The sequence below is a fragment of the Pseudomonas moraviensis genome, from assembly GCF_900105805.1.
GTDB lineage: Bacteria > Pseudomonadota > Gammaproteobacteria > Pseudomonadales > Pseudomonadaceae > Aquipseudomonas > Aquipseudomonas moraviensis_A.
In genome coordinates this window covers 4,055,743-4,081,289 of the sequence record NZ_LT629788.1, presented here as the reverse complement: position 1 = coordinate 4,081,289, position 25,547 = coordinate 4,055,743, and the positions used below count along the sequence as shown (strand labels likewise).

The following is a 25,547-nucleotide window of genomic DNA, read 5'->3' as shown; positions in this document are numbered from 1 at the left end:
ATGACTTACACACGTTTATGGTTGGCAACCCTGTTGGCGGGGTTGCTGTTGAGCGGCTGTTCCACCATTGCGCAGAACCGCTGGGAAGGCCGCGATCTTCAGGAAGCACTGGACCTGTTCGGCACTCCCGATTCGATGAAAAAGGAAATCGGCGCGAACGGCGAACCTTTGGCTGTGCTGACCTGGTACAAGTCCGCGAGCTGGACCACCACCGAAGCGGCCGGTACTTCAATGAACCATACCGGCAACGGCATGGTGTACACCGAGCACTACCAACAGGTCGGTCATAGTTCTACCTGCAAGTTGCAGGCGAAGATCAATCAGCAGAAGAAGATCGCCCAGTTCCTGATCGAAGACGGGCGAATACTGCACGGCAAGTGCGCCAATGTTCGCTATGTTCCGGGCTACGTTCCGCCGGGGTTCTGAGCCGACCGCAGGCTATCTCGATGCGAACACAGTCTCGGTCCAGCCCTGCAAAGTGTATTTGCGATAGATCGGCGCGGGGATATCGGCGTATGGGGCAGAGACGAACGAAGCCGGAATGACCGGGTCGGCTTCGTCGATCACCAGTATGTTCGCCGGGTTGTAGAAGTCGTAATCCAGCACATGCCTGTTGGTGGTAATGACTTTCTTGCGCGCGGCCATGGCTTCGAAAAAGCGGAAGCTCAAACCGGCCTGGCCGGGCTTGGAAATGTCGAGAATGATGCGCGAACGCTTCACCAGTTCGCCAACCGATTCGAGTGACATCCGCTGCTCGAAAAAGGTGATTCCCGGATGCGCACCGGGAATCGGTTTGCACTGCACCAGAAATTTGTAATCGGTCACACCCAATTGATCGAATGCTCTGGCCAGACCTTCCAGCGCGGGCACTCGATCTTTCCCCGCCATCACCACAAAAGCTGAATATTCGCCGGGATCGCCATCGGCGACATAGTCGTCGTAAATAAAATTGTGCAGTTTTTTCAGACCGTATTGCTCGGCATTCTCCGGGTCGAACGAAAACACCTCGTCGTACACGGCCAGCGCCTCACGGCTCATGGGCCAGCGACTGAAGCTGTCGTAGAGGTAGGCAATCCTGCGTTCGCTTGCGCTCAGCGCTGTCGTCAGTTGCTTCGGCTCGATTTGCGCCGGGTTGATGATCAGGGCAACGTCGAAGCGCCCCCCAGCCGCCACGGCCTTGCTGAACTGGCGCAACTGCGCCCAGCGATTGAGCGGGCGCCGCAAGATCTTCGGTGCGCGGTCGAAGGGTTTCGCCAGCGCAGCAGTGTCGATGAAGCAAACCTGGTCGGCGATACTCAAGTGCTCCGCGAGTTTGCGTGCGTAGCCACCGATGTCCTTGCATACCAATAAAATCTTCATGCTTTTCCATGTCTTGAATTCGGCGCGGTCGGGCCGTGGATTACCGATTGAGCTAGGGTGCCGCTGGCAGCAGGAACCGCGCAATCACGGGTAAGTGGTCGGAGATGCGCAGGGTATCGTCCTGCCGTACTTGCGCTTCCACGCGCTTGAGTCTGGGGCTGTAGAACAGATAATCGACCGTGCGATCCGGGCCGTTGAGGCCGGGGTCGTTGGGGTAATGGGTGAGCCATCTGGCCCGGTCGATGCCGCCGGCTTCGTTGTTGGTCGGGATCATCGGGTACTTGTCCCACAGCAAGTGCAGTTCGCTGTCGGCGGAGTAGGGCGTGCGGCGCTCGACGGGCAGGCGCCGGTACTGGCCCAGCGGCAACAGATTGAAATCACCACCGATCAGCCAGGGCAGGCCTTGGCTTTCGTATTTGTCGAGCACTTTGGCCACGGCGGCCACCTGCGCCTGCAAGTTGCCGTCCGGCTGGCTGGCGCGCTGCAAATGGGTGTTGAACACGGTCAGTTGTCCGCCATCGCTGAGCGGCAGTTTGACTGCCAGCAAGGCGTCTTTGGGCTGGAACTGACGGCTGATGAAGTTGCTCGGGGCGACCGGCAGTTGCAGGCGCTCGGCGTGTTCGATGCGATAGCGACTCAACGTCGCCAACTGGCGGCCGACGCTGCCGTAGATATGGGGCTCGGGGACGAAATCGGCTTTCCAGTCGAAGGCGCTGGCACTGAACGGATACAGGTCGGCGACGCGTTCCTGCAACAGCTTGAGCTGATTCTGGTAATCGCTGGCCTTGGCGCCGTCGTCGAGTTCCTGCAACAGCACCACATCGGGTTGTTCGTCGCGGATCACCCGCGCCACTTCGTCGAGACTGAAGGCCATGTCTTCCAGCGTCGGCGCGTCGTCGTCGCCCTGCGCCAGATCATTCCAGAACACGTAGCGCTTGCCGGCGAGGAACTGCACGTTCCAGGTCATCACTTTCAACGCTTGCCCGGGCACCAGCGTCGGCGCCGTGGTGCTGCAATTGACCGGCAGGGTTTCGCGGGCGTCCGGGCGCCAGGTCAGGCTGAACAGCAGCACGCCGAACAGGACGACGGCGAGGATGACGAGCAACAGGGTGTAGCGCAGCAGACGGGTCATGGCTCGGCTTATAGCGTTACAGAAAGTGGCTCCGAGCATACCTGACGGCAGCGGCGAAGCCCAAGCACGGCGCGGTCAGACTGCTCCGTTACGTTTGTCAGGCAATTCGCTGATCAGCATGAACAGGCGGAACAGCACGACGCTGGTGAACAGTTGCAGGAAGCTGTGGGCGCTGTCGATCAGCCCGGCGATCAGCGGATTCTGTGGCTCGGGGTAGACCGCCAGCGTCGCGCCCTTGAGCAGCCACAGCGGCGTCATCACACAGAGAATGCACAGCAGGATGCGCCAGAAATGCCCGCGGGTCAGACGCAGACTTTCCTTCATCGCCTGCAACGGCCCGAGGCCACGCAGCACAAGCAGGTATTCGGCGAACGCGAGCATGACCATCAGCATCAGGCCCGGCAGGAAGTACAGCGACAGGCCGAGCAGAATCAGCAGGGTATTGAGCGCGGTCAGCACGGCGAAGCGCGGCCACAGGGTTGCAGCCATCGCCAGCAGGTCGCGGTTGCGCGGCGACTCGCCACGGCTGCGTGCATCGAGAAACAGAATCAGCGCGGCGGTGTACAGCGGATATACCAGGAGGCCGACGATGATGCTGACCCCGGCAAAGGTGTCCGGCCCGGTGGCGTGATCGACCGCCTGCTGCAGGAAGGCTTCGACAATCACCAGCGGCAGGCACAACTGCACGATGCTGCCCAGATGGCGTTTGAAAAAATACAAAGAGTCGCGCAGTACTTCGAGGGCATTCATCAGTCGGTATCGCAGGTCGAAAACAGTGGCTCACTTTAACCGATGCAACGCGGGCCGACACAAACGTAAACATTCGGTAAAGGCCATTGAAACGTTTTGTCACTGTCTCCATTACAGGAGAGCACCACACCCGGAGTGGGCGTGGGCACGTTATTACCGGCAATCTACGAGGTCGCCATGAACAGCGAAGAGCAAACCCTGATCGATGGACTGTTTTCCCGGCTGCAGCAGGCCGAAACGGAGGCAGCCCCGCGCGACGCCCAGGCCGAGGCGCGGATCAAGGAACACCTGACACGCCAACCGGCGGCAGGCTATTTCATGACCCAGGCGATTCTGGTGCAAGAGGCCGCGCTGAAAAGCCTCGACGAGCAGAACAAACAGCTGACCCAGCAGGTCCAGCGTCTGCAGGCCGAGCTGCAATCGGCCAAGGCGCAGAGCGGCGCACCGGCAGCGAGCGGCGGCGGTGGGTTTCTGTCGAGTATCTTTGGCGGCGGCAGTTCGCGTCCGGCGCCGAGCCAGAGCGCAGCACCGTCGTCCACCGGCGGCTGGCGCGAACCGCCGCCGCAGCAGGGCTACCAGGCGCCGGCTCCACAACAGAATTTCGCCAACGCGCCGCCCAGCTATGGGCAGCAGGCAGCCCCGCCGGCGGCCAACAGCTTCCTCGGCGGCGCGCTGAAAACCGCCGCGGGCGTGGCCGGCGGTGTAATGCTGGCGCAGGGCATCAGCAGCCTGTTCCACCACAACCAGCAACCGGAAGAAATCGTCGAGATCATCAAGGAAGAACCGGCGCAGGTCGCCGACCAAAGCAACAGTGGCTGGGGCGATGATCAGCGCGTGGCGGACAATGGCTTTACCGGCAATGACCAGAACGGTTTCAGCGACGCCGATTACAGCGATGACAATTCATCGTTCTTCGATGACGACGACTCCTTCGTCTGACCAACGGTCAGCATCGACCCGGGTGGCGAGGGAGCGTGCTCCCGCCGGGGCGCCTAGCGGCCCTTTCCTTTGAAAAGAGGGGCCTGCTGCGCAATCCAGCGCGAGCAAGCTCCCTCGCCACACTGCTATTTACTGGCATACTGGGCGCCTTTTTCGGGCCTGAACGCCTGACCCCGCTTCGTGCGCTTGCGCGCTCACAGGAACTCCGGTGAAAAAAATCGCAGTGTTCGCCGATGTGCAGAACCTCTACTACACCGTGCGTCAGGCCTATGGTTGTCACTTCAACTACGCCGCACTGTGGGCGGACATCAGCAAGAACGGGCAAATCGTCGAGGCCTACGCCTACGCGATCGACCGAGGCGACAGCAAGCAGCAGCAGTTCCAGCAGATCCTGCGCAACCTCGGCTTCACCGTGAAGCTCAAGCCCTACATCCAGCGCAGCGACGGCTCGGCCAAGGGCGACTGGGACGTAGGTATCACGCTGGACATCATGGACGCCGCCGACCATGTCGACGAAGTGGTGCTGGCCTCCGGTGACGGCGATTTCGACATGCTGCTCGAACGCATCATCAACAAACACGGCGTGCAAGCGGTGGCCTACGGCGTACCTGGCCTGACCGCCAACTCGCTGATCCGCGCCGCCAGCCGCTACGTGCCGATCGAAGGCGCGCTGCTGTTGAAGAACTGAGCTGAACCATTGATTTGAACGGAGTACACCCCGGTTTGGAACGCATTGCAGTCATCGACTTTGAAACCACCGGTCTGTCGCCGAACAGCAGCTGCCGCGCTACGGAAATTGCCGTGGTCATGCTGGAAAACGGCCGCATTGTCGAGCGTTACCAGAGCCTGATGAACGCCGGCGTGCGCGTCCCCGCGTTCATCGAGCAACTGACCGGCATCAGCAACGCCATGCTGCGCACCGCGCCGCCCGCCGAACGGGTGATGGAAGAGGTCAACGAATTCGTCGGTTGCACGCCGCTGCTGGCGCACAACGCATCGTTCGACCAGAAGTTCTGGGATTTCGAACTGGGCCGGATCAAACGCACACGCCTGCAGAATTTCGCCTGTTCACTGCTGCTGGCGCGGCGGCTGATGCCGGCGGCGCCGAATCACAAGCTCGGCACGCTCACCACGTTCGCGCGCCTGCCGCACACCGGCCAGGCTCACCGGGCCATGGCCGATGCGGAGATGGCGGCGAACCTGATGGCGCATCTGGCGGATGAGTTGCGGGGCAAGCATGGGGTGCGCGAGTTGAATCACGACCTGCTGTGCAAGTTGCAGAAAGTCCCTGCCGCAAAAGTCGGCGAGCATTTGCAGCGTTATCGCTGATCCCTGGCCCAACACAGAACCCTTGTAGGAGTGAGCCTGCTCGCGATGACGGAGCATCAGTCGATGGAGATATTGACAGACACACCGCCATCGCGAGCAGGCTCGCTCCCACAAGGACCTTATTGGTCTCAGCTGCCTTCATTCAAAAGTGTACCGGCGCGATAAACAGGTTTTGTAACTTATTTTCGCGCGGCGGCCTTTCTAGAATAACCAGTCCACAGAAATCTGACTGTCGAGCTGCCCATGCCTGCCTTGCGCCGTTTTTCCCTGCCGTTGATCGCTGCGTTTTTTGCGTTGTATGTGATTTGGGGATCGACCTATCTGGTGATCCGCATCGGTGTCGAATACTGGCCGCCGCTGTTGCTGGCCGGGGTGCGTTTCGTCATTGCCGGCAGCTTGATGTACGCCTGGCTGCGCTGGCGCGGGGCTCCAGCGCCGAGCTGGGCGCAGTGGAAAGCGGCGGGGCTGGTCGGCATTCTGCTGCTCAGTTTCGGTAACGGCGCGGTCAGCGTCGCCGAGCACAGCGGTGTGGCCTCGGGCGTTGCCGCGTTGGCGGTGGCGACGGTGCCACTGTTCACCTTGCTGTTCGGCTATTTCTGGGGCGCGCGTAATACGCGGCTGGAATGGGCCGGTGTGGCGCTGGGGATCATTGGCATCGCCATGCTCAACATGGGTTCCAACCTGCAATCGAGTCCGCTCGGCGCTGTTTTGCTGATCTTCGCGGCAGCGAGCTGGGCGTTCGGTTCGGTGTGGAGCAAGCATCTGCCGCTGCCCGCAGGGGCGATGGCCAGTGCTGTGGAAATGCTGATTGGCGGCGTGGTCTTGCTGATCGGCAGCGCGCTGAGCGGCGAGCACCTGCAAGCGATGCCGCCGCTCGAGGGTTGGCTGGCGCTGGCCTATCTGATTTTCTTCGGCTCGATCATCGCCTTCAATTCCTACATGTATCTGCTCAAACACGTACGCCCAGCGGCAGCGACCAGTTATGCCTACGTCAACCCGGCAGTGGCGGTGTTGCTCGGCGTGGTGTTTGTCGGCGAGACCATCGGCATCGAAGAGGCGTTGGCGATGCTGGTGATCATCAGCGCCGTACTGCTGATCAGCCTGCCGCAGTGGCGCCGGCCGGCGCAGCCACCGGTGGAAGAGGCGAAAGCCGTTCCGACGGAAGCGCGTACGAATTAGGGTAAACTGCGCGGCATTGCATCCCCGCGTGATTTTTTCCTACGGTACTCCCATGACTTTCGCCTCCCTTGGCCTGATCGAACCCTTGCTGCGCTCCCTCGAGACGCTCGGCTACCAGACCCCGACGCCGGTGCAGGCGCAAGCCATTCCGGCGGTGCTGGCCGGTCGCGACCTGATGGCAGCGGCCCAGACCGGCACCGGCAAAACCGCCGGTTTCGCCTTGCCGCTGCTGCAGTTGCTGGCCATGCAAGGGCCGAAAGTCAACGCCAACTCGGCGCGTGCGCTGATTCTGGTGCCGACCCGCGAGCTCGCCGAACAGGTCCACGAAGCCGTGCGCCAGTACGCGGAAAACCTGCCGCTGCGCACTTATGCGGTGTACGGCGGTGTCAGCATCAACCCACAGATGATGAAGCTGCGCGGCGGCGTCGATGTGCTGGTGGCCACGCCCGGTCGCTTGATCGACCTGTTCCGTCAGAACGCGCTGAAACTGGATCAGTTGCAAACGCTGGTGCTGGATGAAGCCGATCGCATGCTCGATCTGGGCTTCTCCGAAGAACTGGCGAATATCTACCGCATGCTGCCGAAAAAGCGCCAGACCCTGCTGTTTTCCGCAACCTTCTCCGATGACATCCGCCTGCTCGCCGGACAGATGCTCAACGATCCGCTTAGCGTCGAAGTCAGTCCGCGCAATGTCGCCGCCAACACGGTCAAGCAGTGGATCGTGACAGTGGACAAGAAGCGCAAGGCCGAGCTGTTCGTGCACCTGATGCGCAAGAACAAGTGGAAGCAGGTGCTGGTGTTCGCCAAGACCCGTAACGGCGTCGATGCGCTGGTGGAAAAACTTCAAGGTTTGGGCGTGAACGCTGACGGCATCCATGGCGACAAACCGCAGGCTACCCGCCAGCGCGCACTGGACCGTTTCAAACTCAGTGAAGTGCAGATTCTGGTGGCGACAGACGTGGCCGCCCGTGGTCTGGACATCGAAGATCTGCCGCTGGTGGTCAACTTCGATCTGCCGATCGTCGCCGAGGACTACATTCACCGCATCGGCCGCACTGGCCGCGCGGGTGCCACCGGTGAGGCGATCTCGCTGGTGTGTGCCGATGAAGTGAACATGCTCTCGGCGATCGAAATGCTCACGCGCCAGACTCTGAAGCGCCAGAACGAACCGGATTTCGAACCCGAGCACCGCGTGCCGGATACCGATGCCAGCGGTCAGGTGATCAAGAAGCCGAAAAAACCGAAGAAGCCGAAAGTGTCGGGCGGTGGCGGCAAGCGCAATCTGGGCAAGTGGGTCGACAGCGGTGAGACCTCGGCCCCGGAGCCATCGATCAAGCCAGTGCGCAAGGTGCCGGTGTTCAATACCGGGCCGCGCAAGCGCAAGCCTTGAGATCAAAAATCAAAAGCCCCTCACCCTAACCCTCTCCCAAAGGGAGAGGGGACTGATTGGGGATGCTTCACCTCGATCGGCTCCGGGGAGAGGGCTGGGGTGAGGGGGAGGGGCGACTCAGTTTCCGCGCCGTAACCATTCCAACATCCCTAAACCCGCCGCCCGTCCGCTGGCAAAACACCCGGTCAGCAAATAGCCACCGGTTGGCGCTTCCCAGTCAAGCATCTCGCCCGCACAAAAAACGCCCGGTAACGCCTTGAGCATCAAGCGCTCATCCATCGCCTCGAACCGCACCCCACCGGCGCTGCTGATCGCCTCGTCCAGCGGCCGGGTTTTCACCAGGGTGAGTGGCAACGCCTTGATCGCTCGCGCCAACAGCGCCGGATCGGCGAATGTCTCGGCATCGGTCAGCTCGCGCAACAACGCGGCTTTTACCCCATCAACCCCAACCTGACTGTGCAGATGCTTGGCCATTGAGCGCGAGCCGCGGGGTTTGCTCAGCGCCGCCTGCAATTTATCCACAGGGCGGCCGGGCAGCAGGTCGATGTGAATAACCGCCGCGCCGTAGCGATTGATTGCCTCGCGAATCGGCGCCGACAGCGCATAGATCAGGCTGCCTTCAATCCCGGTCGCGGTGATCACGCATTCGCCTAGACGCGGGATATTGTCGTTCAAACCGATGGCGATATTTTTCAGCGGCGCGCCTGCGAATTTGCTCACCATCAGATCGCTCCAGGCCTGGACCTCGAAGCCACAGTTGCTCGGCTGCAGCGGCGCCAGATCCACGCCCCGTTGCTCCAGCGGCAACATCCACGCGCCATCCGAACCCAGGCGCGACCAGCTGCCGCCGCCGAGGGCGAGCAGGGTGGCGTCGGGGTTTACGCTGACTTCACCTTCCGGGCTGGCGATGCGCAGCGCGCCGTTGGCGTCCCAGCCGAGCCAGCGATGGCGGGTGTGGATAACCACGCCGCTGTCGCGCAGGCGTTTGAGCCAGGCGCGCAACAGCGGCGCGGCTTTCATGTCGGTGGGGAATACGCGGCCGGAACTGCCAATGAAGGTTTCGATACCCAATTCGTGAATCCACCGGCACAGCGCGTCGGCATCGAATGCGCGCAGCAGCGGGGCGATTTGCGGCGCGCGTTCGGCGTAGCGCGCGAGGAACGCCGGGTAGGCTTCGGAGTGGGTGATGTTCATGCCGCCGACCCCGGCCAGCAGGAATTTGCGCCCCACCGAAGGCATGCCGTCATATAGATCGACACGGGCTCCGGCCTGGCTCAGCACTTCAGCGGCCATCAGGCCGGCGGGGCCACCGCCGATGATGGCGACGTGGGTGTTGGCGGGGACGGAATTCTGGGTCATGGGCGTGCGCTGCGGTATGGCGGGACAAGGCGCGCATTCTAACAGCCGAGCCCTCTGTAGGAGCTGCCGCAGGCCGCGATCTTTGCTGTGGATTTTGCAGCAAGGTCAAAAGATCGCAGCCTTCGGCAGCTGCTACGGGTTATCCACAGGCAGTTCCACAACGATTGTGGGTCACGCAGCCTGTTTCAGTGACAGCCGTGTGAATCCCAGACCCGTTGCGCGCTGTGATGGAGGATGCCGTGGCGGCGGGCGAGGGCGTCGCGGTCCTTGCTGTAGCCACCGCCGATCACACCGACCACCGGGATGTCCCGGCCCAGGCAATGCCGCATCACTCGTTCATCGCGCTCGGCAACGCCTTCGTCGGTCAGTTGCAGATAACCGAGGGCATCGTCCTTGTGCACATCGACGCCGGCGTCGTAGAGCACCAGATCCGGTTGATACAGCGGCAGCAGGTAGTTGAGTGTGTCATCGACCACCTGCAGATAATCGGCATCGCCCATGCCCTTGGGCAGCGGAATGTCCCAGTCGCTGTCGGCCTTGCGTGCGGGAAAATTCTTCTCGCAGTGCAGGGAAACGGTAACCGCCTCCGGCGTGTCGTGCAGAATCCGCGCGGTGCCGTCGCCCTGATGCACATCGCAGTCGAAGATCAGCACGCGATTGACCCGGCCGCTCTGCAACAGGTACTGACTGATGATTGCCAGGTCATTGAAGATGCAGAAGCCAGCCGGGTAATCGTAATGGGCATGATGGGTGCCGCCGGCCAGATGACAGGCCAGGCCATGCTCAAGGGCTTTCTCTGCCGCGAGGATCGAACCGCCCACCGCACGCACGGTGCGCCGCGCCAGCGCTTCGTTCCACGGCAGGCCGAGGCGCCGTTGGTCTTCGCGGGACAACTCGCCGCTCATGTAGCGTTCGATATAGCTGCGGTCATGGGCGAGGGCGAGGATGTCGTTGGGGCAGATCTGCGGGCGCAGCAGGTCGGCGTCGCGGGTCAGGCCGCTATCGACCAGGTGATCGCGCAACAGACGAAACTTGTCCATGGGGAAGCGGTGATCCGCCGGGAACTCGGGGCTGTAGTCTTCGTGATAGATCAACGGCAAGGGCATGGCTTGTTTCGCGCAGAACCTGGGAACAAGTGAGCGATCCTACCAGCGATGTAGACTCAACGGCATGGAAATGGAGGGGACGATGGAGCCGATACTGGAGCTGCAAAGCGCGCGCTTGTTGATGCGTCAGTGGCAGGACGAGGATTTGCCGGCATTCGCCGCGATGTGCGCCGATCCACAGGTAATGCGCTACTTTCCGGCGCCACTGACCCGGCTGGAAAGTGCCGCGCTGATCGGCCGCGTGCGCGGGCATTTCGCCGAGCATGGCTTTGGCCTGTGGGCGCTGGAGCGCAAGGACACGGGCGAGTTCATCGGTTTCACCGGGCTCGGCGTGGTCGGCTTCGATGCGCCGTTCACCCCGGCGGTGGAGATCGGCTGGCGTCTGGCCAAGGAGCATTGGGGCCTGGGCTACGCCAGTGAAGCGGCGTGGACCGCGCTGCGCGCCGGCTTCGACCGCTTGAAACTGGAGGAAATCGTCTCGTTCACCGCTGAGCAGAATGCCCAGTCGGAAAAGGTCATGCAGGTGATCGGCATGCATCACGACCCGCAGGACGATTTCGATCACCCCAAGCTTGCGCCCGATCACCCGTTGCGCCGACATGTCCTGTATCGCATCAGCCGCGAACAATGGCTGCAAACCTTGCATGAATAAGCCGACCCGGACGTTTACAATGGCCGCCATTGTATTGGCCCGTGCCAGAACCTGAATCGTCCGTCGCAGCCAAGACTGCGCGGCCATTGCGTTGTGTGAGGAGAGTCTGAATGAGCCAAGTGCTGGAAGATCTGGTCGATCTGCTGACCCTGGAGCCGATCGAAGAAAACCTGTTCCGTGGCCGCAGCCAGGATCTGGGGTTCCGCCAGTTGTTCGGCGGTCAGGTGCTCGGACAGTCGCTGTCGGCGGCCAGTCAGACGGTGGAAGAGGCGCGCCACGTGCATTCGCTGCACGGTTATTTCCTGCGCCCGGGCGATGCCAAGTTGCCGGTGGTGTATTCGGTTGATCGCGTCCGTGATGGCGGCAGCTTCAGCACCCGCCGGGTCACGGCGATCCAGAAGGGCCACCCGATCTTCACGTGCAGCGCTTCGTTTCAGTACGACGAGCAAGGCTTCGAGCATCAGGGCCAGATGCCCGTGGTGGTCGGCCCGGAAAACCTGCCGTCGGAACTGGAACTGACCCAGCAGCGTGCGCACCTGATCCCCGAGCACATGCGCGAAAAACTGCTGTGCCCGAAACCGATCGAAGTACGCCCGGTCACCGAAAAAGATCCGTACAACCCGCAACCGGCCGATCCGGTGAAGTACGTGTGGTTCCGCGCTGACGGCGCTCTGGCCGACATCCCGGCGCTGCACAAATATCTGCTGGCCTACGCCTCGGACTTCGGCCTGCTGACCACTTCGATGCTGCCCCACGGCAAATCGGTCTGGCAGAAAGACATGCAGGTCGCCAGCCTCGATCACGCGCTGTGGTTCCACAATGACCTGCGTGCCGATGACTGGTTGCTCTACGCGATGGACAGCCCATGGGCCGGCAATTCCCGCGGTTTTTCCCGTGGCAGCGTGTTCAACCGTGCCGGGCAACTGGTCGCTTCGGTGACTCAGGAAGGCCTGATCCGCCATCGCAAGGACTGGGCATGAGCCTGACCGAGGTTCGCCATTGGGTGTTCGACATGGACGGCACGCTGACCGTGGCCGTGCATGATTTCGCGGCGATTCGCGTGGCGCTGGCGATTCCGCCGGAGGACGACATCCTCAGCCATCTCGCCGCCTTGCCGGCGGATGAAGCAGCGGCCAAACATGCCTGGTTGCTCGAGCATGAACGCGATCTGGCACTGGGCTCGACCCCGGCCACCGGCGCGGTTGAGCTGGTGCGTGACCTGCATGCGCGGGGTTATCGCCTCGGCATTCTCACGCGCAATGCGCGGGAGCTGGCGCACGTGACGCTGGAGGCGATCGGTCTGGCTGACTGTTTCGCGGTCGAGGATGTGTTGGGGCGCGACGAAGCACCGCCAAAGCCGCATCCCGGCGGTTTGCTGAAACTGGCCGAGGCCTGGCAGGTGCCAGCGAGTGACATGGTGATGGTCGGCGATTACCGCTTCGATCTGGATTGCGGTCGCGCGGCGGGGGCGCGGACGGTGTTGGTGAATCTGCCGGATAACCCGTGGCCGGAATTGACCGATTGGCATGCACAGGATTGTGTTGAGTTGCGGCGGATGCTTCAGGCCTGAAAGGTTGGTGATCGTGAGGGCCTCATCGCGAGCAGGCTCACTCCTACAATTTGGAATGCGTTCCCCTGTAGGAGTGAGCCTGCTCGCGATAGCTTCGGCACATTCAGCACAAAACCTACTGATCAAACAAAGCCTTCTGCCCCTCCGCCGACGTCAGCATGCCATCCCCGTCATGCCCTACCCCGGGCACTTCCACCAGCCGCTGATTGATCCCCTCAGGATGGCGGCGCAGCAGATAGCCGAAATACAGCTTGCCGCGCATCAAGCGGTAAGCCCCTTGCGCCTCGGCTGCGCAGCTCTTGTCCAGCGCCGGATGGTCCGGGTCGACATCCTGCTGGCCGAGCAGATAGATCACCTCGCGTTTGACGTAACTGCTCTCGACCTGCAACGGCGTTTGCCCGCCGGCATACACCGGCATGTCCGCCAGTCCATATTTCCAGCGATTGAAACCCGGGCATTGCGCGTGATCGAACGCCACCGGCCGCTGCTCGTTGAAGTACGCATAAGAAGAAGGATTGGCGACTACAAAGCGCAAGCGAATGCCGTTGGCCTTGAGCGCTGGCTGATCCTTGGCCAGCAACGCGTAGCGCTGCACCACCTGACCACCGCCGGAGTGGCCGAAGATCACGATCTGCTTCACGTCCGGAAACTGTTTGCGATCGCTGACCCGCGCGACGATTTCATCCAGCGCGGCATAGGAACTCAGCGGATTCGGCCCGGTGGACAAGCCGCCGCCCATCCACTCGTTGCCTTGCCAGCGCAGCACCGTCGGCGGCAAGGAATACAAAGTGACATCGCTTTCATTGAGAAATTGCGGGGCGATCACCAGCGTGTGCGCGGTCTGCCCGGCGAGTTCGGTGGCGCTTTGCGCGCTTTTGCGATAGGTCTCGGCGTTGCGCAAGCGACCGTGAATGACGATCAGTACGCGCTCGATTTTCTCCGGCGCCGGGCCGATGCCCACTGCCATTTCCCCGGCCTTGAGCTGCAGGCGACCGGGGCTGATCGCATCGACGCCGGCCGCTTGCGCGGTGCCGGCGATGAACAGTAACGCCACAAGCCATTTATGCATTTACAGGGTTTTCGCCGCGAAGGTGTCGCACTGGCTTACCTGGCCTTGCGCGAATCCGGTTTTGAACCAGCGCACCCTTTGCGCCGACGTGCCGTGGGTAAACGAGTCCGGCACCACGCGGCCCTGACCCTGTTGCTGCAGGCGATCATCGCCGATGGCGTTGGCGGCGTTCAAGGCTTCTTCGATGTCGCCGGGTTCCAGCCAGTTCAGGCGCTTCTGCGCGTTATACGCCCAGACGCCCGCGAGGCAGTCGGCCTGCAATTCCTGACGGACCAACAGGCCGCCGTCGCCTTCCATTTGCCGACCTTGCTGACGCGCCGTCTGCATCTTCGCCGACACGCCTAGCAGTGTCTGCACATGGTGACCGACCTCGTGCGCGATCACGTAAGCCTGAGCGAAATCGCCGGCGGCTTTGAAGCGCTGCGACATTTCCTGGAAGAAGGCCATGTCCAGATAGACCTTCTGGTCGGCCGGGCAATAGAACGGGCCGGTGGCAGAAGTGGCCATGCCGCACGCCGAATTCACCCGATTGCTGAACAGCACCAGTGTCGGGTCTTTGTATTGGCGTCCGGCCTGCTGGAAGATCGGACCCCAGGTGTCTTCGGTGTCGCCGAGGATCGAACGGACGAATTCGGCCTGTTCATCATTGGCCGGCGGTGCCTGGCGGGTTTGCGAGGTGGGTGCCGGTTGGTCCATCTGTCCGGTCAACTGACCGAGGATCTGCATCGGGTCCTGGCCGGTGAGCCAGCCGATACCGACGATCAGCACGATGGCCGTCAGGCTCAGGCCCTTGCCGCCACCGAAGCGCATGCCACCGCCACCGCCGGTATCATCACCCCGGGCATCGACGACGTTGTCACTGCGTCGGCCTTTTTTCCATAGCATGTGGGAATCCTCTTTATTGCGGGTGATGAGTCAGGTGATGAGTGTTGCCGCTGTGTGAGTGTGGCGCCAGTCCGGTCGTCCGTCCATTCACACGCGCCCACGTGGTGCAGGCTTGTTATTGACGGTCGGCGGGGCGGCGAATTCAATCCCGAGAAGAATTTATCCCGGCCAGGTCATGAACCGGCTGTTTCGACAGCAGTCTGTGATGTTGCAGACTTGCCGAGAGCCGAAGTGGCGGGAATCTTGCCTCACGGTTTTGCTCAACGGCGGTTTCCCGGCGAAGAAGATGGCAACCTGTGCGGTTGCTGAAAGCTGCGCCGACTATGATTGCCACACCGATTGCCGCCAGCGCGAACGCTCGCCTGGGTATTTTTTCAGAGATTGCCAATGACCGTCAGCACCCCGCTCTCCGGTGTCAACCAGCCCTTCAAGGGGATCCTGCTGATTGTCGTGGCGACGTTCCTGTTTTCCAGCCACGACGCCTTGTCCAAATACCTGTCCGGGTTCTATCCCATCGTGATGGTGGTGTGGGCGCGCTATGTGGTGCACACCCTGTTGATGGCGGGGATTTTTCTGCCGCAATCCGGCTTGCGTGTGCTGCGCACCAAAAAACCGTTATGGCAGCTCGCCCGTGCCCTGTGTCTGCTCGGCACCAGCCTGTTTTTCACCACGGCGCTGTTGTACATCCCGCTGGCGGAAGCCACGGCGGTCAACTTTCTTGCACCGGTGTTGGTCACCGCATTGTCGGTGCCGCTGCTCAAGGAACGGGTGACGCGCGGGCAATGGATCGCGGTGATCTGCGGTTTCATCGGCGTGCTGATCATCGTCCACCCGGGGGGCGAACTGTTCACTCCGGCGATCCTGCTGCCGTTCTGTTCGGCGCTGTTTTTCTGCTTCTACCAACTGCTGACGCGCAAGCTCGCCGAAGTCGACAGCCCGACCACCAGCAACTTCTTCGCCGGGCTGTGCAATACCCTGGTGATGAGCGCGCTGGTGCCGTTCTTCTGGCAAGTGCCGAGTCTGCCACACGCCGCGCTGATGCTGGCGCTGGGCAGCTGCGGGATGACTGCTCACCTGTTTCTGACCCAGGCCTTCCGTCACGCAGCACCAGCCTTGCTGGCGCCGTTCGGCTATTGCCAGATCGTCTTTGCCGGGTTGTTGGGCTGGCTGCTGTTCAGTCACACGCCGAGCGGGCTGACGGTGATTGGTATTGCGGTGATCTGCTGCAGCGGATTGGCGGCGGCGTGGCAGCAGAGCCGGCGCTAAGGGGGAGCAAAGATCCCTTGTAGGAGCTGACGAGTGAAACGAGGCTGCGATCTTTTGATCTTAAACAGCAAGATCAAAAGATCGCAGCGTTCCGCAGCTCCTACAGGGGCGATTTAGCGGGTTATTCGACGGTCGGAATCTTGCGCGGTGCCATGAAGTACATCCACGTCAGTGCGAGGAAGTACATCGCCGGAATCAGCGTGAACAGCACCGTGTAGTTGTTGTTGGTGACGGTGAGGATGTGGCCGACGATCTGGGTCATGAACATCCCGCCGATCGCCGCGCACATGCCGCCGAAGCCGAACACCGTGCTCATCATGTGCTTGGGCGTGTAGTCCATCACCAGGCTCCAGATGTTCGCGGTCCAGGCCTGATGCGCGCCGATGGCCAGGGAGATTGCAGCGACGGCGACCCACAGATTGGCGGAACCAGCGGCCATGACCACGCCGATGATGCAGCAGGCAAACAGCAACATCGACAGCAGCCGCGCCTTGATCGAATTCATTCCGCGACCGATCAGGAACGAGGACAGGATCCCGCCGCCGACACTGCCGAAGTCAGCCGTGACGTAGATGATGATCAGCGGAATACCCATCTGCGTCACATTGATGCCGAGGTTGTATTGCTGATTGAGAAACGGCGGCAGCCAGTACAGATAGAACCAGAACACCGGCGCAGTCAGCGAATAGGCGAGGGCGAAGGCCCAGGTGCCGCGCATGCGCAGGATCTTGCTGAATGGCACGCGGGCCTGTTCCGGTTCGACTTGCTGCTGGATGTAATCGAGTTCCGATTGTTTTACCCGTGGGTGATCTTCCGGGTTGAAGTATTTCAGGCCCCAGAACAACAGCCAGATCCCGCCGAGTGCGGCCATGCACAGGAACGCCGCCTGCCAGCCCCACGCATGCAGGATCAGCGGCAGCAGCATCGGCGTGAACATCGCGCCGACGTTGGTGCCGGCGTTGAAGATGCCGGTAGCGACTGCACGTTCACCGGCCGGGAACCACAGGCGCGTGGTTTTCACGCAGGCCGGGTAATTGGCGGCTTCAGTCAGGCCGAGGATGAAGCGGCAGACCATGAAGCCGGCTGCCGAAGTCGCCAGGCCATGGGCGCCGGTGGCGAGGCTCCAGAGCAGCACGGCGCAGAAGAACACGCGCTTGACGCCGACCCGGTCGATCAACCGTCCTTGCAGGACAAACCCGATCGCGTAGCCGACCTGGAACCAGAAGTTGATGTTGGCGTAATCCATCGCCGTCCAGCTCATTTCCTTGGCGAGGATCGGCTGCATGACGCCTAGGGCGGCGCGGTCGATGTAGTTGAGGGTGGTGGCAAAAAATACCAGCGCCAGCATGCCCCAGCGGGTCTTGCCGACCGCCATGGCGCCGCGGATCTTGTCGCCGATGCCACCCGTGGCAGTGCTCATGGCCGGAGCCATGCGGGAAGTCTGTGAAGGAATCATGTGTTCCACCCGTTTTTGGATTTGTTATTTGGTGTTCTTTACGGTCGAACACCTTGTCCGGTGGTTAGTGGCCGGACTCGATGTGCAACCGATGTTGGGCAGTGAACAAAAAATCGTCAATTCGCCAAATCGCCATAGTGTTCGATAATCGCACGCAAAACTAACCGGGTAGTACACTTTAAATTGCTGCGCGCAGGGATGCAGCCAATAATTTCCCTCACTATAAAAACCCATTCCCTCGTAGGAGCTGCCGAAGGCTGCGATCTTTTGATTTTGCTGTTCAAGTAATCAAGATCAAACGATCGCAGCCTTCGGCAGCTCCTACACAAAAGCGGCGCAGTCCGGGAGTTGAAACATGCAGCGTTCCATTGCCACCGTTTCCTTGAGCGGCACCCTGCCGGAAAAACTCGAAGCCATTGCCGCCGCCGGGTTCGACGGCGTGGAGATTTTTGAAAACGACCTCCTGTACTACGACGGCAGTCCCCGCGAAGTTAAACAGATGTGCGCCGATCTCGGCATCGCCATCACCCTGTTTCAGCCGTTCCGTGATTTCGAAGGCTGCCGCCGTGATCGCCTGGCCCGCAACCTGGAGCGCGCAGAGCGCAAGTTCGACCTGATGCAGGAACTCGGCACCGACCTGGTGCTGGTCTGCAGCAATGCTTCCGCCGACAGCCTGGGCGATCAACAGATTCTCGTCGATGACTTGCGCCTGCTGGCCGAACGCGCCGGCGCCCGCGGCTTGCGCATTGGTTACGAAGCGCTGGCGTGGGGCCGGCACGTCAACACTTATCAACAGGTCTGGGACATCGTCCGTCAGGCCGATCACCCGAGCCTCGGCGTGTTGCTCGACAGCTTCCACACGCTGTCGCTGAAGGGCGATCCAAGCGCCATCGCCGGTATTCCCGGCGACAAGATCTTCTTCGTGCAAATGGCCGACGCGCCGATTCTGCAGATGGATGTGCTGGAGTGGAGCCGGCATTTCCGCTGCTTCCCGGGGCAGGGCGAATTCGATCTGCCGGGTTTTCTCGCGCCGATCATCAAGAGCGGCTATAGCGGGCCGTTGTCGCTGGAAATCTTCAACGACGGCTTCCGTGCCGCACCGCCACGGGCCAACGCCGCCGACGGTTTGCGTTCGCTACTGTATCTGGAAGAGAAAACCCGTCAGCGTCTCGAACAGGAATCGACGCCGGTGGCCAACCGCGACATCCTTTTCGAAACGCCGCAGGCCAGCGAATACAACGGCGTTGAGTTTCTTGAGTTTGCCGTCGACGAAGCGCTCGGGGCTAAGCTCGGTCACTGGCTGCAACGCCTCGGTTTTGCCAAGGCCGGGCAGCATCGCTCCAAGAATGTCAGCCTGCTGCGTCAGGGCGATATCAATCTGATCCTCAACTGCGAACCTTATTCGTTCGCCCACAGCTTCTTCGAAGCCCATGGCCCGTCGCTGTGCGCCACGGCTGTGCGGGTCAGGGACAGCGCCAGTGCGCTGGCCCGCGCGGTCGCTTACAAGGGGCAGCCCTATCGCGGGCTGGTCGGGCCGAATGAACTGGAACTGGCGGCGGTGCGCGCACCGGACGGCAGTCTGATTTATCTGGTCGACGAGGACGCCGACGTTTACGGGACCGATTTCAATCTGCTGCCGGACGCACAGACCGGCGGCGGCCTCAAGCGAATCGATCACATGGCCATGGCGCTGCCGGCCGACAGCCTCGACAGTTGGGTGCTGTTCTACAAGAGCCTGCTGGATTTCGAGGCCGACGACGAAGTGGTGCTGCCCGATCCGTACGGTCTGGTGAAGAGCCGCGCACTGCGCAGCCGCGACAGTTCGATCCGGCTGCCGCTGAATATCTCCGAGAACCGTAACACCGCGATCTCCCACGCGTTGTCGAGTTATCGCGGCTCCGGTGTGCACCACATCGCGTTCGATTGTGACGACATCTTCGCCCAGGTCAGTCGCGCCAAAGAGGCCGGCGTGCCGCTGCTGGACATCCCGCTGAACTACTACGACGACCTCGCCGCGCGTTTCGATTTCGACGATGAGTTTCTCAGCGAGCTGGCCTATTACAACGTGCTCTACGACCGTGACGCCCAGGGCGGCGAGCTGTTTCATGTGTACACCGAGCCGTTCGAAGGGCGCTTCTTTTTCGAGATCATCCAGCGCAAGAACGGTTACGCCGGTTATGGCGCGGCCAACGTTGCCGTAAGGCTGGCGGCGATGGCCAAATCCCGCAGCGGCGCGGCGCGTCAGGCGAAGTTGTAGGGAATTCGTAAACGCGGGATTAAACACGGGCCGCGCGGCTTCCTTCACTGTCCCGCGCGGCCCATAATCGCCAGCTTGTGCAGTGATGGCCGTGAGCCCGCGATGACCATGAATTCAGAACTTTCCGCCGCTGCTGTCGAGTCCGACGCAGTGCCGCGCAAGAGTCGCAAGAACAACCCGGAAAAGACCCGCGAAAACATCCTGCAGGAGGCGATCGTCGAGTTCGTCCAGCAGGGCTTGTCCGGTGCCCGCGTCGACGCGATCGCCGAGCGCATCCACACCTCCAAGCGCATGATCTATTACTACTTCGGCAGCAAGGAGCAGTTGTACGTCGAGGTGCTGGAGAAACTCTACGGCGATATCCGCAGCACGGAAAACCGCCTGCACCTGGACGAACTGCCGCCCGAACTGGCGATCCGCCGACTGGTGGAGTTCACGTTCGATCACCACGACCGCAACGTCGATTTCGTGCGCATCGTCAGCATCGAAAACATCCACAACGCTGAGTACGTGAAACGTTCCGATGCGATCAAGGCGCTGAACAACACGATCCTCGACACCTTGGGCGGGATTCTGCAACGGGGGGCGGACGAAGGTTTGTTCCGGCGTGGCATCGATGCGCTGGACGTGCACCTGCTGATCAGTTCGTTCTGCTTCTATCGCGTGTCGAACCGCCACACGCTGGGGGAAATCTTCCAGATCGATCTGCCGGACGAAACCATCAAGCAGCGCCACCGCGAGATGATCTGCGAATCGGTGTTGCGCTACCTGCAGGCCTGACACATCCCACCCTGTAGGAGTGAGCCTGCTCGCGATGGCATTCCGTCAGCCAATGCATCTATTGGCTGATACACCGCTATCGCGAGCAGGCTCACTCCTACAGGGGGCGGCAGGGCTCAGCCATTCATGCTCTGAAAGTGCTCAAGCATGCGCTGCGTATCCGGCACCACGTCGCTGAACAATTCAAACGCCTTGACCGCCTGAAACACCGCCATGTTGCCGCCATCAAGCGTGCGGCAACCCAGAGCCCGGGCGTCGCGCAGCAGTTCGGTTTCCAGCGGGAAATACACAATCTCTGCGACCCACATTGCCTTGCGCAGCAACTGCGCCGGCACCGGTGTACCTGGCAGCTTGGCCATGCCCATCGGCGTGGTGTTGACCAGGCCGTCGGCCTGCGCCAGCGCCCCGGGCAAATCCCGCCCGGCTTGCGCGCGACCGGTGCCAAAATGTTGATTCAGATTGTTCGCCAGACTTTCCGCGCGCTCGCGATCGACATCAAAAATCGTCAATTGCCGTACGCCTTCACTGAGCAGCGCGTGGGCCACCGCCGCGCCGGCGCCGCCAGCACCCATCTGCACTACTCGTTCGCGGGCAGCGTCTGGCAGACCTCGGCGAAAACCTTCGGCGAAACCGAGACAATCGGTGTTGTGGCCAATACGCTTGCCATCCTTCAGCACCACCGTGTTCACTGCGCCGATCCCTCGCGCTTCCGCCGACAATTCATCGAGCAGCGGGATGATTGCCTGCTTGCATGGAAAAGTGATGTTGAGACCGGTGTAGTTCATCCGCTCGGCCGCTTGCAGCAAGTCGGGCAGCGCCGTGCTGTCGAGGCGCAATTGATCGAGGTCGATGAGTTGGTAGAGATAACGCAGGCCCTGCGCATCGCCCTCGTGTTCGTGCAGTGCCGGCGTGCGCGAAGCCTGAATCCCGGCGCCGATCAGCCCGGCGAGTATCACTCTGGAACGTGACATGGCCTTCACCCCCGCAACCGCTGACTGAAATGTTCCAGCGCCAAGCGATAACCATGGCTGCCGAATCCGCACATCACCGCCGTGGCAATGCCCGAAACAAACGAATGATGACGGAACGGCTCACGGGCGTGGACGTTGGAGGCGACCAAGGCATCGCGAATCGCTACCGACGTATGCGTCCACGCCGCCGGGTTGATCACGATCCCGGCGCAACGACCGCGCGCCGCGTGAATCCAGTCGAGCAGCTCGCCTTCATGATTGGTCTGGCGAAACTCTACGGTCAGGCCAAACTCGTCAGCCGCGCGACCACACAGCGCGGAAATGTCCGCCAGGGTTTCATGACCATAAGTCGCCGGCTCGCGGGTGCCGAGCAGGTTCAGGTTCGGGCCGTTGAGCACCAGAACGATAGGGGACATGGGGTAACTCCACTTATTGTTTTTGGCATCGGCCGAGAGGTTTCAGCCTGTGGAGACAAAATGTACTAGATGGTTACATCGGTCAATTGAACAGAAATGACCTGGGCGTTTTATGTTCGGTGATCGCACAGGCAAATTCAGGCGAGCCCTGATTTCAAGACGTAACGACAGCTTTTCTTACGTTTTTTCCAATCAATTCCCAAGCCCCGCTCCCCATGCCCGCTAGCCTTGGATGACCTCCGACACGTTCGCTCGTGGCAACCGGTTGTCGGACTCGAAAGGAAAATCGAGTTTGGAAATCCATTAACCTAACGGATGGGTTATCATGAAGATATGCAGCTACAAAGGAATGTCGATTCGCATCATGTTGAGAGGCGAACACTGCCCACCCCACGCCCATGTAGATGCGGGTGCCTGGAATGCCCGCATCCGGTTCAGCTTCTGGCACAACGAAGTTGATCTGTGGGACGTCGTGCCGCTGTCCCGTCGACCGCCGCTCGCCGTGCTGAACGGCTTGTGCCTGTCACTTGGACAACCGGCGCACCTGCGTCGAGCACGCGGAATCTGGTGGTCGGGCTTGCAGACCGTTTGTCTCGATAACCAGATATGGGATTGCCAAACAAACGAAGTGCCCGTGATGAAACCAGTCACCGACCAGATCTACCGGATCGGATCGGCGCGCTATCACCCAGAAGCAGACAAGGTGCTGCTGACCTTGATCGGCAAGTTGGAAGGAGTTGAAATCGAATTATGAAAGTCATCAAGGCAAAACCGTCGGTGCATCGCCCCCTGACGGAAGAAATGCTCGATGCCGCCATCAAACTTGGCGAAGCACGACAAGCCAGCAGTTTGCAGGCAGTATCCGTGAGGCTCGAAGAATCCTCTCTGGCTATTCGTTTCGAGGACGGCAGCGGTGTGTTGTTGCCGGTAAAGCAGTATCCGGAGTTCGACGGGTTTGAAGCAGCCGATTATGAAAGCCTGACGATCGGCTTCGCCGGCACTGCGCTGTGCCATGAGGGTAAAGACCTGGATATTTCCATTGCCGGAATGATTTCGGCGAACCCGTCGCTCATGCGGATGGCGGCGTCGGTCGTTGCTTCGCGCAACGGGCGTCAAAGCAGCGCTGCAAAATCAGCAGCCGCCCGAGCCAATGGCAAGAAAGGCGGGCGTCCACGTAAAACCGATATCGCGCCATAGCACCCACAAAAAAGCCGTCAATCACGACGGCTTTCTCTTCCCAGCTTCCGGCAATCAACGCCGGGTCAGCAGCACACCGGATTCCATGTGATGGGTCCACGGGAACTGGTCAAACATCGCGCATTGAGTGATGCGGTGGGTGTCGTGCAGTTGGGCGATGTTGGCGGCCAGGGTCTCCGGGTTGCAGGAGATGTAGAGGATGTTGTCGAAGCGTCGGGTCAGTTCGCAGGTGTCCGGGTCCATGCCGGCGCGCGGTGGGTCGACGAAAACGCTGCCGAATTCATAGCTCTTCAGATCGATGCCGTGCAGGCGGCGGAACGGGCGCACTTCGTTGAGCGCTTCGGTCAGTTCCTCGGCGGACAAACGCACCAGCGTGACGTTATCCACCGCATTTTCGCTGAGGTTGCTCAGGGCCGCGTTGACTGAAGTCTTGCTGATTTCGGTAGCGAGCACTTTGCGTACGCGGGTGGCCAGCGGCAGGGTGAAGTTGCCGTTGCCGCAGTACAACTCCAGCAGATCGTCGCTGTGATCGCCCAGCGCTTCGTATGCCCAATTGAGCATCTTCTGGTTCACCGTGCCGTTCGGCTGGGTAAACGCGCCTTCGGGCTGGCGATAGCTGAAAGTGCGACCGCCGACTTCGAGTTTCTCGACGACATAGTCCTGGCCAAGCACTTCGCGCTTGCCCTTGGAGCGGCCGATGATGCTCACACCGAGATCGGCCGACAACTGAGTCGCCGCCGCGTGCCAGTGCTCGTCCAGCGGACGGTGGTAGCACAGGGTGATCATCGCGTCGCCGGCCAGCGTGGTCAGGAATTCGACCTGGAACAGCTTGTGGCTCAGCGCCGAACTGGCCTGCCACGCAGCCTTCAACTGCGGCATCAACTGGTTGATGCGCAGGCTGGCGATCGGGAATTCTTCGATGAGGATCGGCGTGCGTTTGTCATCCTGAGAGAACATCGCGTAGTGCCGCTCGCCGCCCTCGCGCCACAGGCGGAATTCGGCGCGCAGGCGGAAGTTCTGCAGCGGCGAATCAAACACCGTCGGCTCGGGTGCATCGAACGGCGCCAGTAGCTCACGCAGACGTGTGACCTTGGCTTCGAGTTGTTCGGCGTAGGCTTGGGAATCGAAAGTCATGCGTTGAACCAACCCAACTTGATCACAAACAGAATCGACAGGATCACCAGTGCCGGGTTCAGCTCACGGGCACGGCCGGAGAGCAACTTGATGGCGGTCCAGGCAATGAAGCCGAAAGCGATGCCGTTGGCGATCGAATAGGTGAACGGCATCGCCAGTGCAGTGACCACAACCGGCGCGGCGACGGTGATGTCATCCCAGTCTATTTCCGCCAGGCCGGAAGTCATCAGCACGGCGACGAACAGCAGCGCTGGTGCGGTGGCGAAAGCCGGCACGCTGGCCGCCAGTGGCGAGAAGAACAGCGCCAGCAGGAACAGGATCGCCACGACAATGGCGGTCAGGCCAGTGCGGCCACCGGCACTGACGCCGGCCGCGGATTCGATGTAACTGGTGGTGGTCGAAGTGCCCAGCAGCGAACCGGCCATGGCCGCAGTACTGTCGGCGATCAGCGCGCGGCCCATTTTCGGCATGTGGCCATCCTTGCCCATCAGGCCGGCGCGCTTGGCGACGCCGATCAGGGTCCCGGAGTTGTCGAACAGGTCGACGAACAGGAAGGCGAAAATCACGCTGACCAGACCGATGTCCAGTGCACCTTTGATGTCCAGTTGCAGGAAGGTCGGCGCCAGCGACGGCGGCATTGACAGGATGCCGCCGAACTCGGTGACGTTCAGTGCGATCGAGGCGATGGTGACGGCGAGAATGCCGATCAGCACCGCGCCGCGCACTTTCAGCGCTTCGAGGGCGACAATTACCGCGAAGCCGACTGTGGCGAGAATCGGCGCCGGTTTGGTCAGATCGCCGAGACCGACCATGGTCGCCGGGTTGCTGACTACGATCCCAGCGTTGTGCAGGGCGATCAGTGCCAGGAACAGGCCGATACCGGCGGCGATCGCCGAGCGCAATGGCAGCGGGATGGCGTTGATGATCCATTCGCGGATGCGAAAGATCGACAGCAGGAAAAACAGCACGGCGGAAATGAACACCGCACCCAGCGCCACCTGCCAGGTGTGGCCCATGTGCAGGACCACGGTGTAGGTAAAGAAGGCATTCAGGCCCATGCCCGGAGCGAGGGCGATCGGGTAGTTGGCGATCAGGCCCATCACGGTCGAGCCGATCGCGGCCGCCAGACAGGTGGCGACGAAAATCGCGCCTTTGTCCATGCCGGTCTCGCCGAGGATGCTCGGGTTGACGAACAGAATGTAAGCCATGGCCAGGAAAGTCGTGACGCCCGCGAGAATTTCGGTGCGCACGTTGGTGTTGTGTGCCTTGAGTTGAAACAGCCTTTCCAGCATGTCTGCTCCCCGTGGCGCGCGTGGCGCCGTGAATGTATCGACCTCAACAGCAAAGCACA

General features: G+C 61.3%; 26 protein-coding genes. 14 read left to right on the top strand and 12 right to left on the bottom strand.

What is annotated here, in order from left to right; translation table 11 throughout:
* Positions 1 to 426, top strand: coding sequence for a hypothetical protein (locus BLU71_RS18210; RefSeq protein ID WP_064364073.1), 426 nt, complete (start codon positions 1 to 3; stop codon positions 424 to 426).
* Positions 427 to 438: 12 nt separating this feature from the next.
* Here the strand turns inward: BLU71_RS18210 and BLU71_RS18205 are convergent, their stop codons facing one another.
* The 3 genes from BLU71_RS18205 to BLU71_RS18195 all read right to left on the bottom strand — a co-directional run bounded on the left by BLU71_RS18205 (position 439) and on the right by BLU71_RS18195 (position 3,241).
* Complete coding sequence (locus BLU71_RS18205) at positions 439 to 1,359, bottom strand: hypothetical protein (protein WP_083353623.1); 921 nt, start codon at positions 1,357 to 1,359, stop codon at positions 439 to 441.
* Between the two features lie 52 nt (positions 1,360 to 1,411).
* On the bottom strand, positions 1,412 to 2,491 hold the full coding sequence (locus BLU71_RS18200) for an endonuclease/exonuclease/phosphatase family protein (RefSeq protein WP_083353622.1): 1,080 nt from the start codon (positions 2,489 to 2,491) through the stop codon (positions 1,412 to 1,414).
* A gap of 75 nt (positions 2,492 to 2,566) precedes the next feature.
* The gene (locus tag BLU71_RS18195; protein ID WP_016773061.1) at positions 2,567 to 3,241 is read right to left on the bottom strand and encodes a YciC family protein; all 675 of its coding nucleotides are present in this window, start codon (positions 3,239 to 3,241) and stop codon (positions 2,567 to 2,569) included.
* Positions 3,242 to 3,418: 177 nt separating this feature from the next.
* Between BLU71_RS18195 and BLU71_RS18190 the strand changes: the two genes are divergently transcribed.
* From BLU71_RS18190 to BLU71_RS18170, 5 genes are all read left to right on the top strand, one after another.
* The gene (locus BLU71_RS18190; protein WP_065615630.1) at positions 3,419 to 4,180 is read left to right on the top strand and encodes a DUF2076 domain-containing protein; all 762 of its coding nucleotides are present in this window, start codon (positions 3,419 to 3,421) and stop codon (positions 4,178 to 4,180) included.
* Positions 4,181 to 4,388: 208 nt separating this feature from the next.
* Positions 4,389 to 4,868, top strand: coding sequence for an NYN domain-containing protein (locus BLU71_RS18185; protein WP_016773064.1), 480 nt, complete (start codon positions 4,389 to 4,391; stop codon positions 4,866 to 4,868).
* 35 nt (positions 4,869 to 4,903) lie between these two features.
* Positions 4,904 to 5,509 carry a PolC-type DNA polymerase III gene (locus BLU71_RS18180; RefSeq protein WP_042610549.1) on the top strand — a complete coding sequence of 202 codons (606 nt, stop codon included), beginning with the start codon at positions 4,904 to 4,906 and terminating at the stop codon, positions 5,507 to 5,509.
* 243 nt (positions 5,510 to 5,752) lie between these two features.
* On the top strand, positions 5,753 to 6,688 hold the full coding sequence (gene yedA / locus BLU71_RS18175; RefSeq protein ID WP_083353621.1) for a drug/metabolite exporter YedA: 936 nt from the start codon (positions 5,753 to 5,755) through the stop codon (positions 6,686 to 6,688).
* Positions 6,689 to 6,740: 52 nt separating this feature from the next.
* The gene (locus BLU71_RS18170; protein WP_042610547.1) at positions 6,741 to 8,078 is read left to right on the top strand and encodes a DEAD/DEAH box helicase; all 1,338 of its coding nucleotides are present in this window, start codon (positions 6,741 to 6,743) and stop codon (positions 8,076 to 8,078) included.
* A gap of 117 nt (positions 8,079 to 8,195) precedes the next feature.
* Here the strand turns inward: BLU71_RS18170 and BLU71_RS18165 are convergent, their stop codons facing one another.
* A complete protein-coding gene (locus BLU71_RS18165) occupies positions 8,196 to 9,437 on the bottom strand; it encodes a TIGR03862 family flavoprotein (RefSeq protein WP_083353620.1) in 1,242 nt (413 codons plus the stop codon).
* A 185-nt stretch (positions 9,438 to 9,622) separates the two neighbouring features.
* Positions 9,623 to 10,543, bottom strand: a complete 921-nt coding sequence (locus BLU71_RS18160; RefSeq protein WP_083353619.1) for a histone deacetylase — start codon at positions 10,541 to 10,543, stop codon at positions 9,623 to 9,625.
* Between the two features lie 82 nt (positions 10,544 to 10,625).
* Here BLU71_RS18160 and BLU71_RS18155 point away from each other — a divergent pair, with 82 nt between their 5' ends.
* The 3 genes from BLU71_RS18155 (at position 10,626) to BLU71_RS18145 (ending at position 12,765) form a co-directional block, all read left to right on the top strand.
* On the top strand, positions 10,626 to 11,195 hold the full coding sequence (locus BLU71_RS18155; protein ID WP_083353618.1) for a GNAT family N-acetyltransferase: 570 nt from the start codon (positions 10,626 to 10,628) through the stop codon (positions 11,193 to 11,195).
* 110 nt (positions 11,196 to 11,305) lie between these two features.
* Positions 11,306 to 12,175, top strand: a complete 870-nt coding sequence (gene tesB / locus BLU71_RS18150; RefSeq protein WP_042610543.1) for an acyl-CoA thioesterase II — start codon at positions 11,306 to 11,308, stop codon at positions 12,173 to 12,175.
* Positions 12,172 to 12,765, top strand: a complete 594-nt coding sequence (locus BLU71_RS18145) for an HAD family hydrolase (protein WP_064364080.1) — start codon at positions 12,172 to 12,174, stop codon at positions 12,763 to 12,765. The genes tesB and BLU71_RS18145 overlap by 4 nt, the downstream gene beginning before the upstream one ends.
* Positions 12,766 to 12,880: 115 nt before the next feature.
* Here the strand turns inward: BLU71_RS18145 and BLU71_RS18140 are convergent, their stop codons facing one another.
* Both BLU71_RS18140 and BLU71_RS18135 read right to left on the bottom strand, forming a co-directional pair.
* On the bottom strand, positions 12,881 to 13,834 hold the full coding sequence (locus BLU71_RS18140; protein WP_083353617.1) for an alpha/beta hydrolase: 954 nt from the start codon (positions 13,832 to 13,834) through the stop codon (positions 12,881 to 12,883).
* A complete protein-coding gene (locus tag BLU71_RS18135) occupies positions 13,835 to 14,719 on the bottom strand; it encodes a neutral zinc metallopeptidase (RefSeq protein ID WP_083353616.1) in 885 nt (294 codons plus the stop codon). It lies immediately after the preceding gene.
* 387 nt (positions 14,720 to 15,106) lie between these two features.
* Here BLU71_RS18135 and BLU71_RS18130 point away from each other — a divergent pair, with 387 nt between their 5' ends.
* Complete coding sequence (locus BLU71_RS18130) at positions 15,107 to 15,985, top strand: DMT family transporter (RefSeq protein ID WP_064364083.1); 879 nt, start codon at positions 15,107 to 15,109, stop codon at positions 15,983 to 15,985.
* Between the two features lie 121 nt (positions 15,986 to 16,106).
* Here the strand turns inward: BLU71_RS18130 and BLU71_RS18125 are convergent, their stop codons facing one another.
* On the bottom strand, positions 16,107 to 17,441 hold the full coding sequence (locus tag BLU71_RS18125) for an MFS transporter (RefSeq protein WP_064364084.1): 1,335 nt from the start codon (positions 17,439 to 17,441) through the stop codon (positions 16,107 to 16,109).
* Between the two features lie 355 nt (positions 17,442 to 17,796).
* Between BLU71_RS18125 and quiC the strand changes: the two genes are divergently transcribed.
* Together quiC and BLU71_RS18115 are read left to right on the top strand one after the other, a co-directional pair.
* On the top strand, positions 17,797 to 19,698 hold the full coding sequence (quiC, locus tag BLU71_RS18120) for a 3-dehydroshikimate dehydratase QuiC (RefSeq protein WP_083353615.1): 1,902 nt from the start codon (positions 17,797 to 17,799) through the stop codon (positions 19,696 to 19,698).
* 102 nt (positions 19,699 to 19,800) lie between these two features.
* Positions 19,801 to 20,478: a TetR/AcrR family transcriptional regulator gene (locus BLU71_RS18115; RefSeq protein ID WP_042610536.1), complete on the top strand. Its 678-nt coding sequence runs from the start codon at positions 19,801 to 19,803 to the stop codon at positions 20,476 to 20,478.
* A 116-nt stretch (positions 20,479 to 20,594) separates the two neighbouring features.
* On the opposite strand, the gene BLU71_RS18110 is transcribed toward BLU71_RS18115, so the two are convergent.
* On the bottom strand, positions 20,595 to 21,449 hold the full coding sequence (locus BLU71_RS18110; protein ID WP_083353614.1) for a shikimate dehydrogenase: 855 nt from the start codon (positions 21,447 to 21,449) through the stop codon (positions 20,595 to 20,597).
* Between the two features lie 5 nt (positions 21,450 to 21,454).
* Entirely contained in the window at positions 21,455 to 21,865 is a 411-nt protein-coding gene (locus tag BLU71_RS18105) for a type II 3-dehydroquinate dehydratase (RefSeq protein WP_083353613.1), read from the bottom strand.
* Between the two features lie 325 nt (positions 21,866 to 22,190).
* Between BLU71_RS18105 and BLU71_RS18100 the strand changes: the two genes are divergently transcribed.
* Both BLU71_RS18100 and BLU71_RS18095 read left to right on the top strand, forming a co-directional pair.
* Complete coding sequence (locus BLU71_RS18100; RefSeq protein WP_083353612.1) at positions 22,191 to 22,619, top strand: DUF4160 domain-containing protein; 429 nt, start codon at positions 22,191 to 22,193, stop codon at positions 22,617 to 22,619.
* Positions 22,616 to 23,062: a DUF2442 domain-containing protein gene (locus BLU71_RS18095; RefSeq protein ID WP_083353611.1), complete on the top strand. Its 447-nt coding sequence runs from the start codon at positions 22,616 to 22,618 to the stop codon at positions 23,060 to 23,062. Before BLU71_RS18100 ends, BLU71_RS18095 begins: the two co-directional genes overlap by 4 nt.
* 54 nt (positions 23,063 to 23,116) lie before the next feature.
* Here the strand turns inward: BLU71_RS18095 and trmA are convergent, their stop codons facing one another.
* Together trmA and BLU71_RS18085 are read right to left on the bottom strand one after the other, a co-directional pair.
* Positions 23,117 to 24,196 (bottom strand): tRNA (uridine(54)-C5)-methyltransferase TrmA, encoded by a 1,080-nt coding sequence (gene trmA / locus BLU71_RS18090; protein ID WP_083353610.1) that lies wholly within the window; start codon positions 24,194 to 24,196, stop codon positions 23,117 to 23,119.
* Positions 24,193 to 25,488, bottom strand: coding sequence for an NCS2 family permease (locus BLU71_RS18085; RefSeq protein ID WP_064364088.1), 1,296 nt, complete (start codon positions 25,486 to 25,488; stop codon positions 24,193 to 24,195). The genes trmA and BLU71_RS18085 overlap by 4 nt, the downstream gene beginning before the upstream one ends.
* Positions 25,489 to 25,547: the final 59 nt, after the last annotated feature.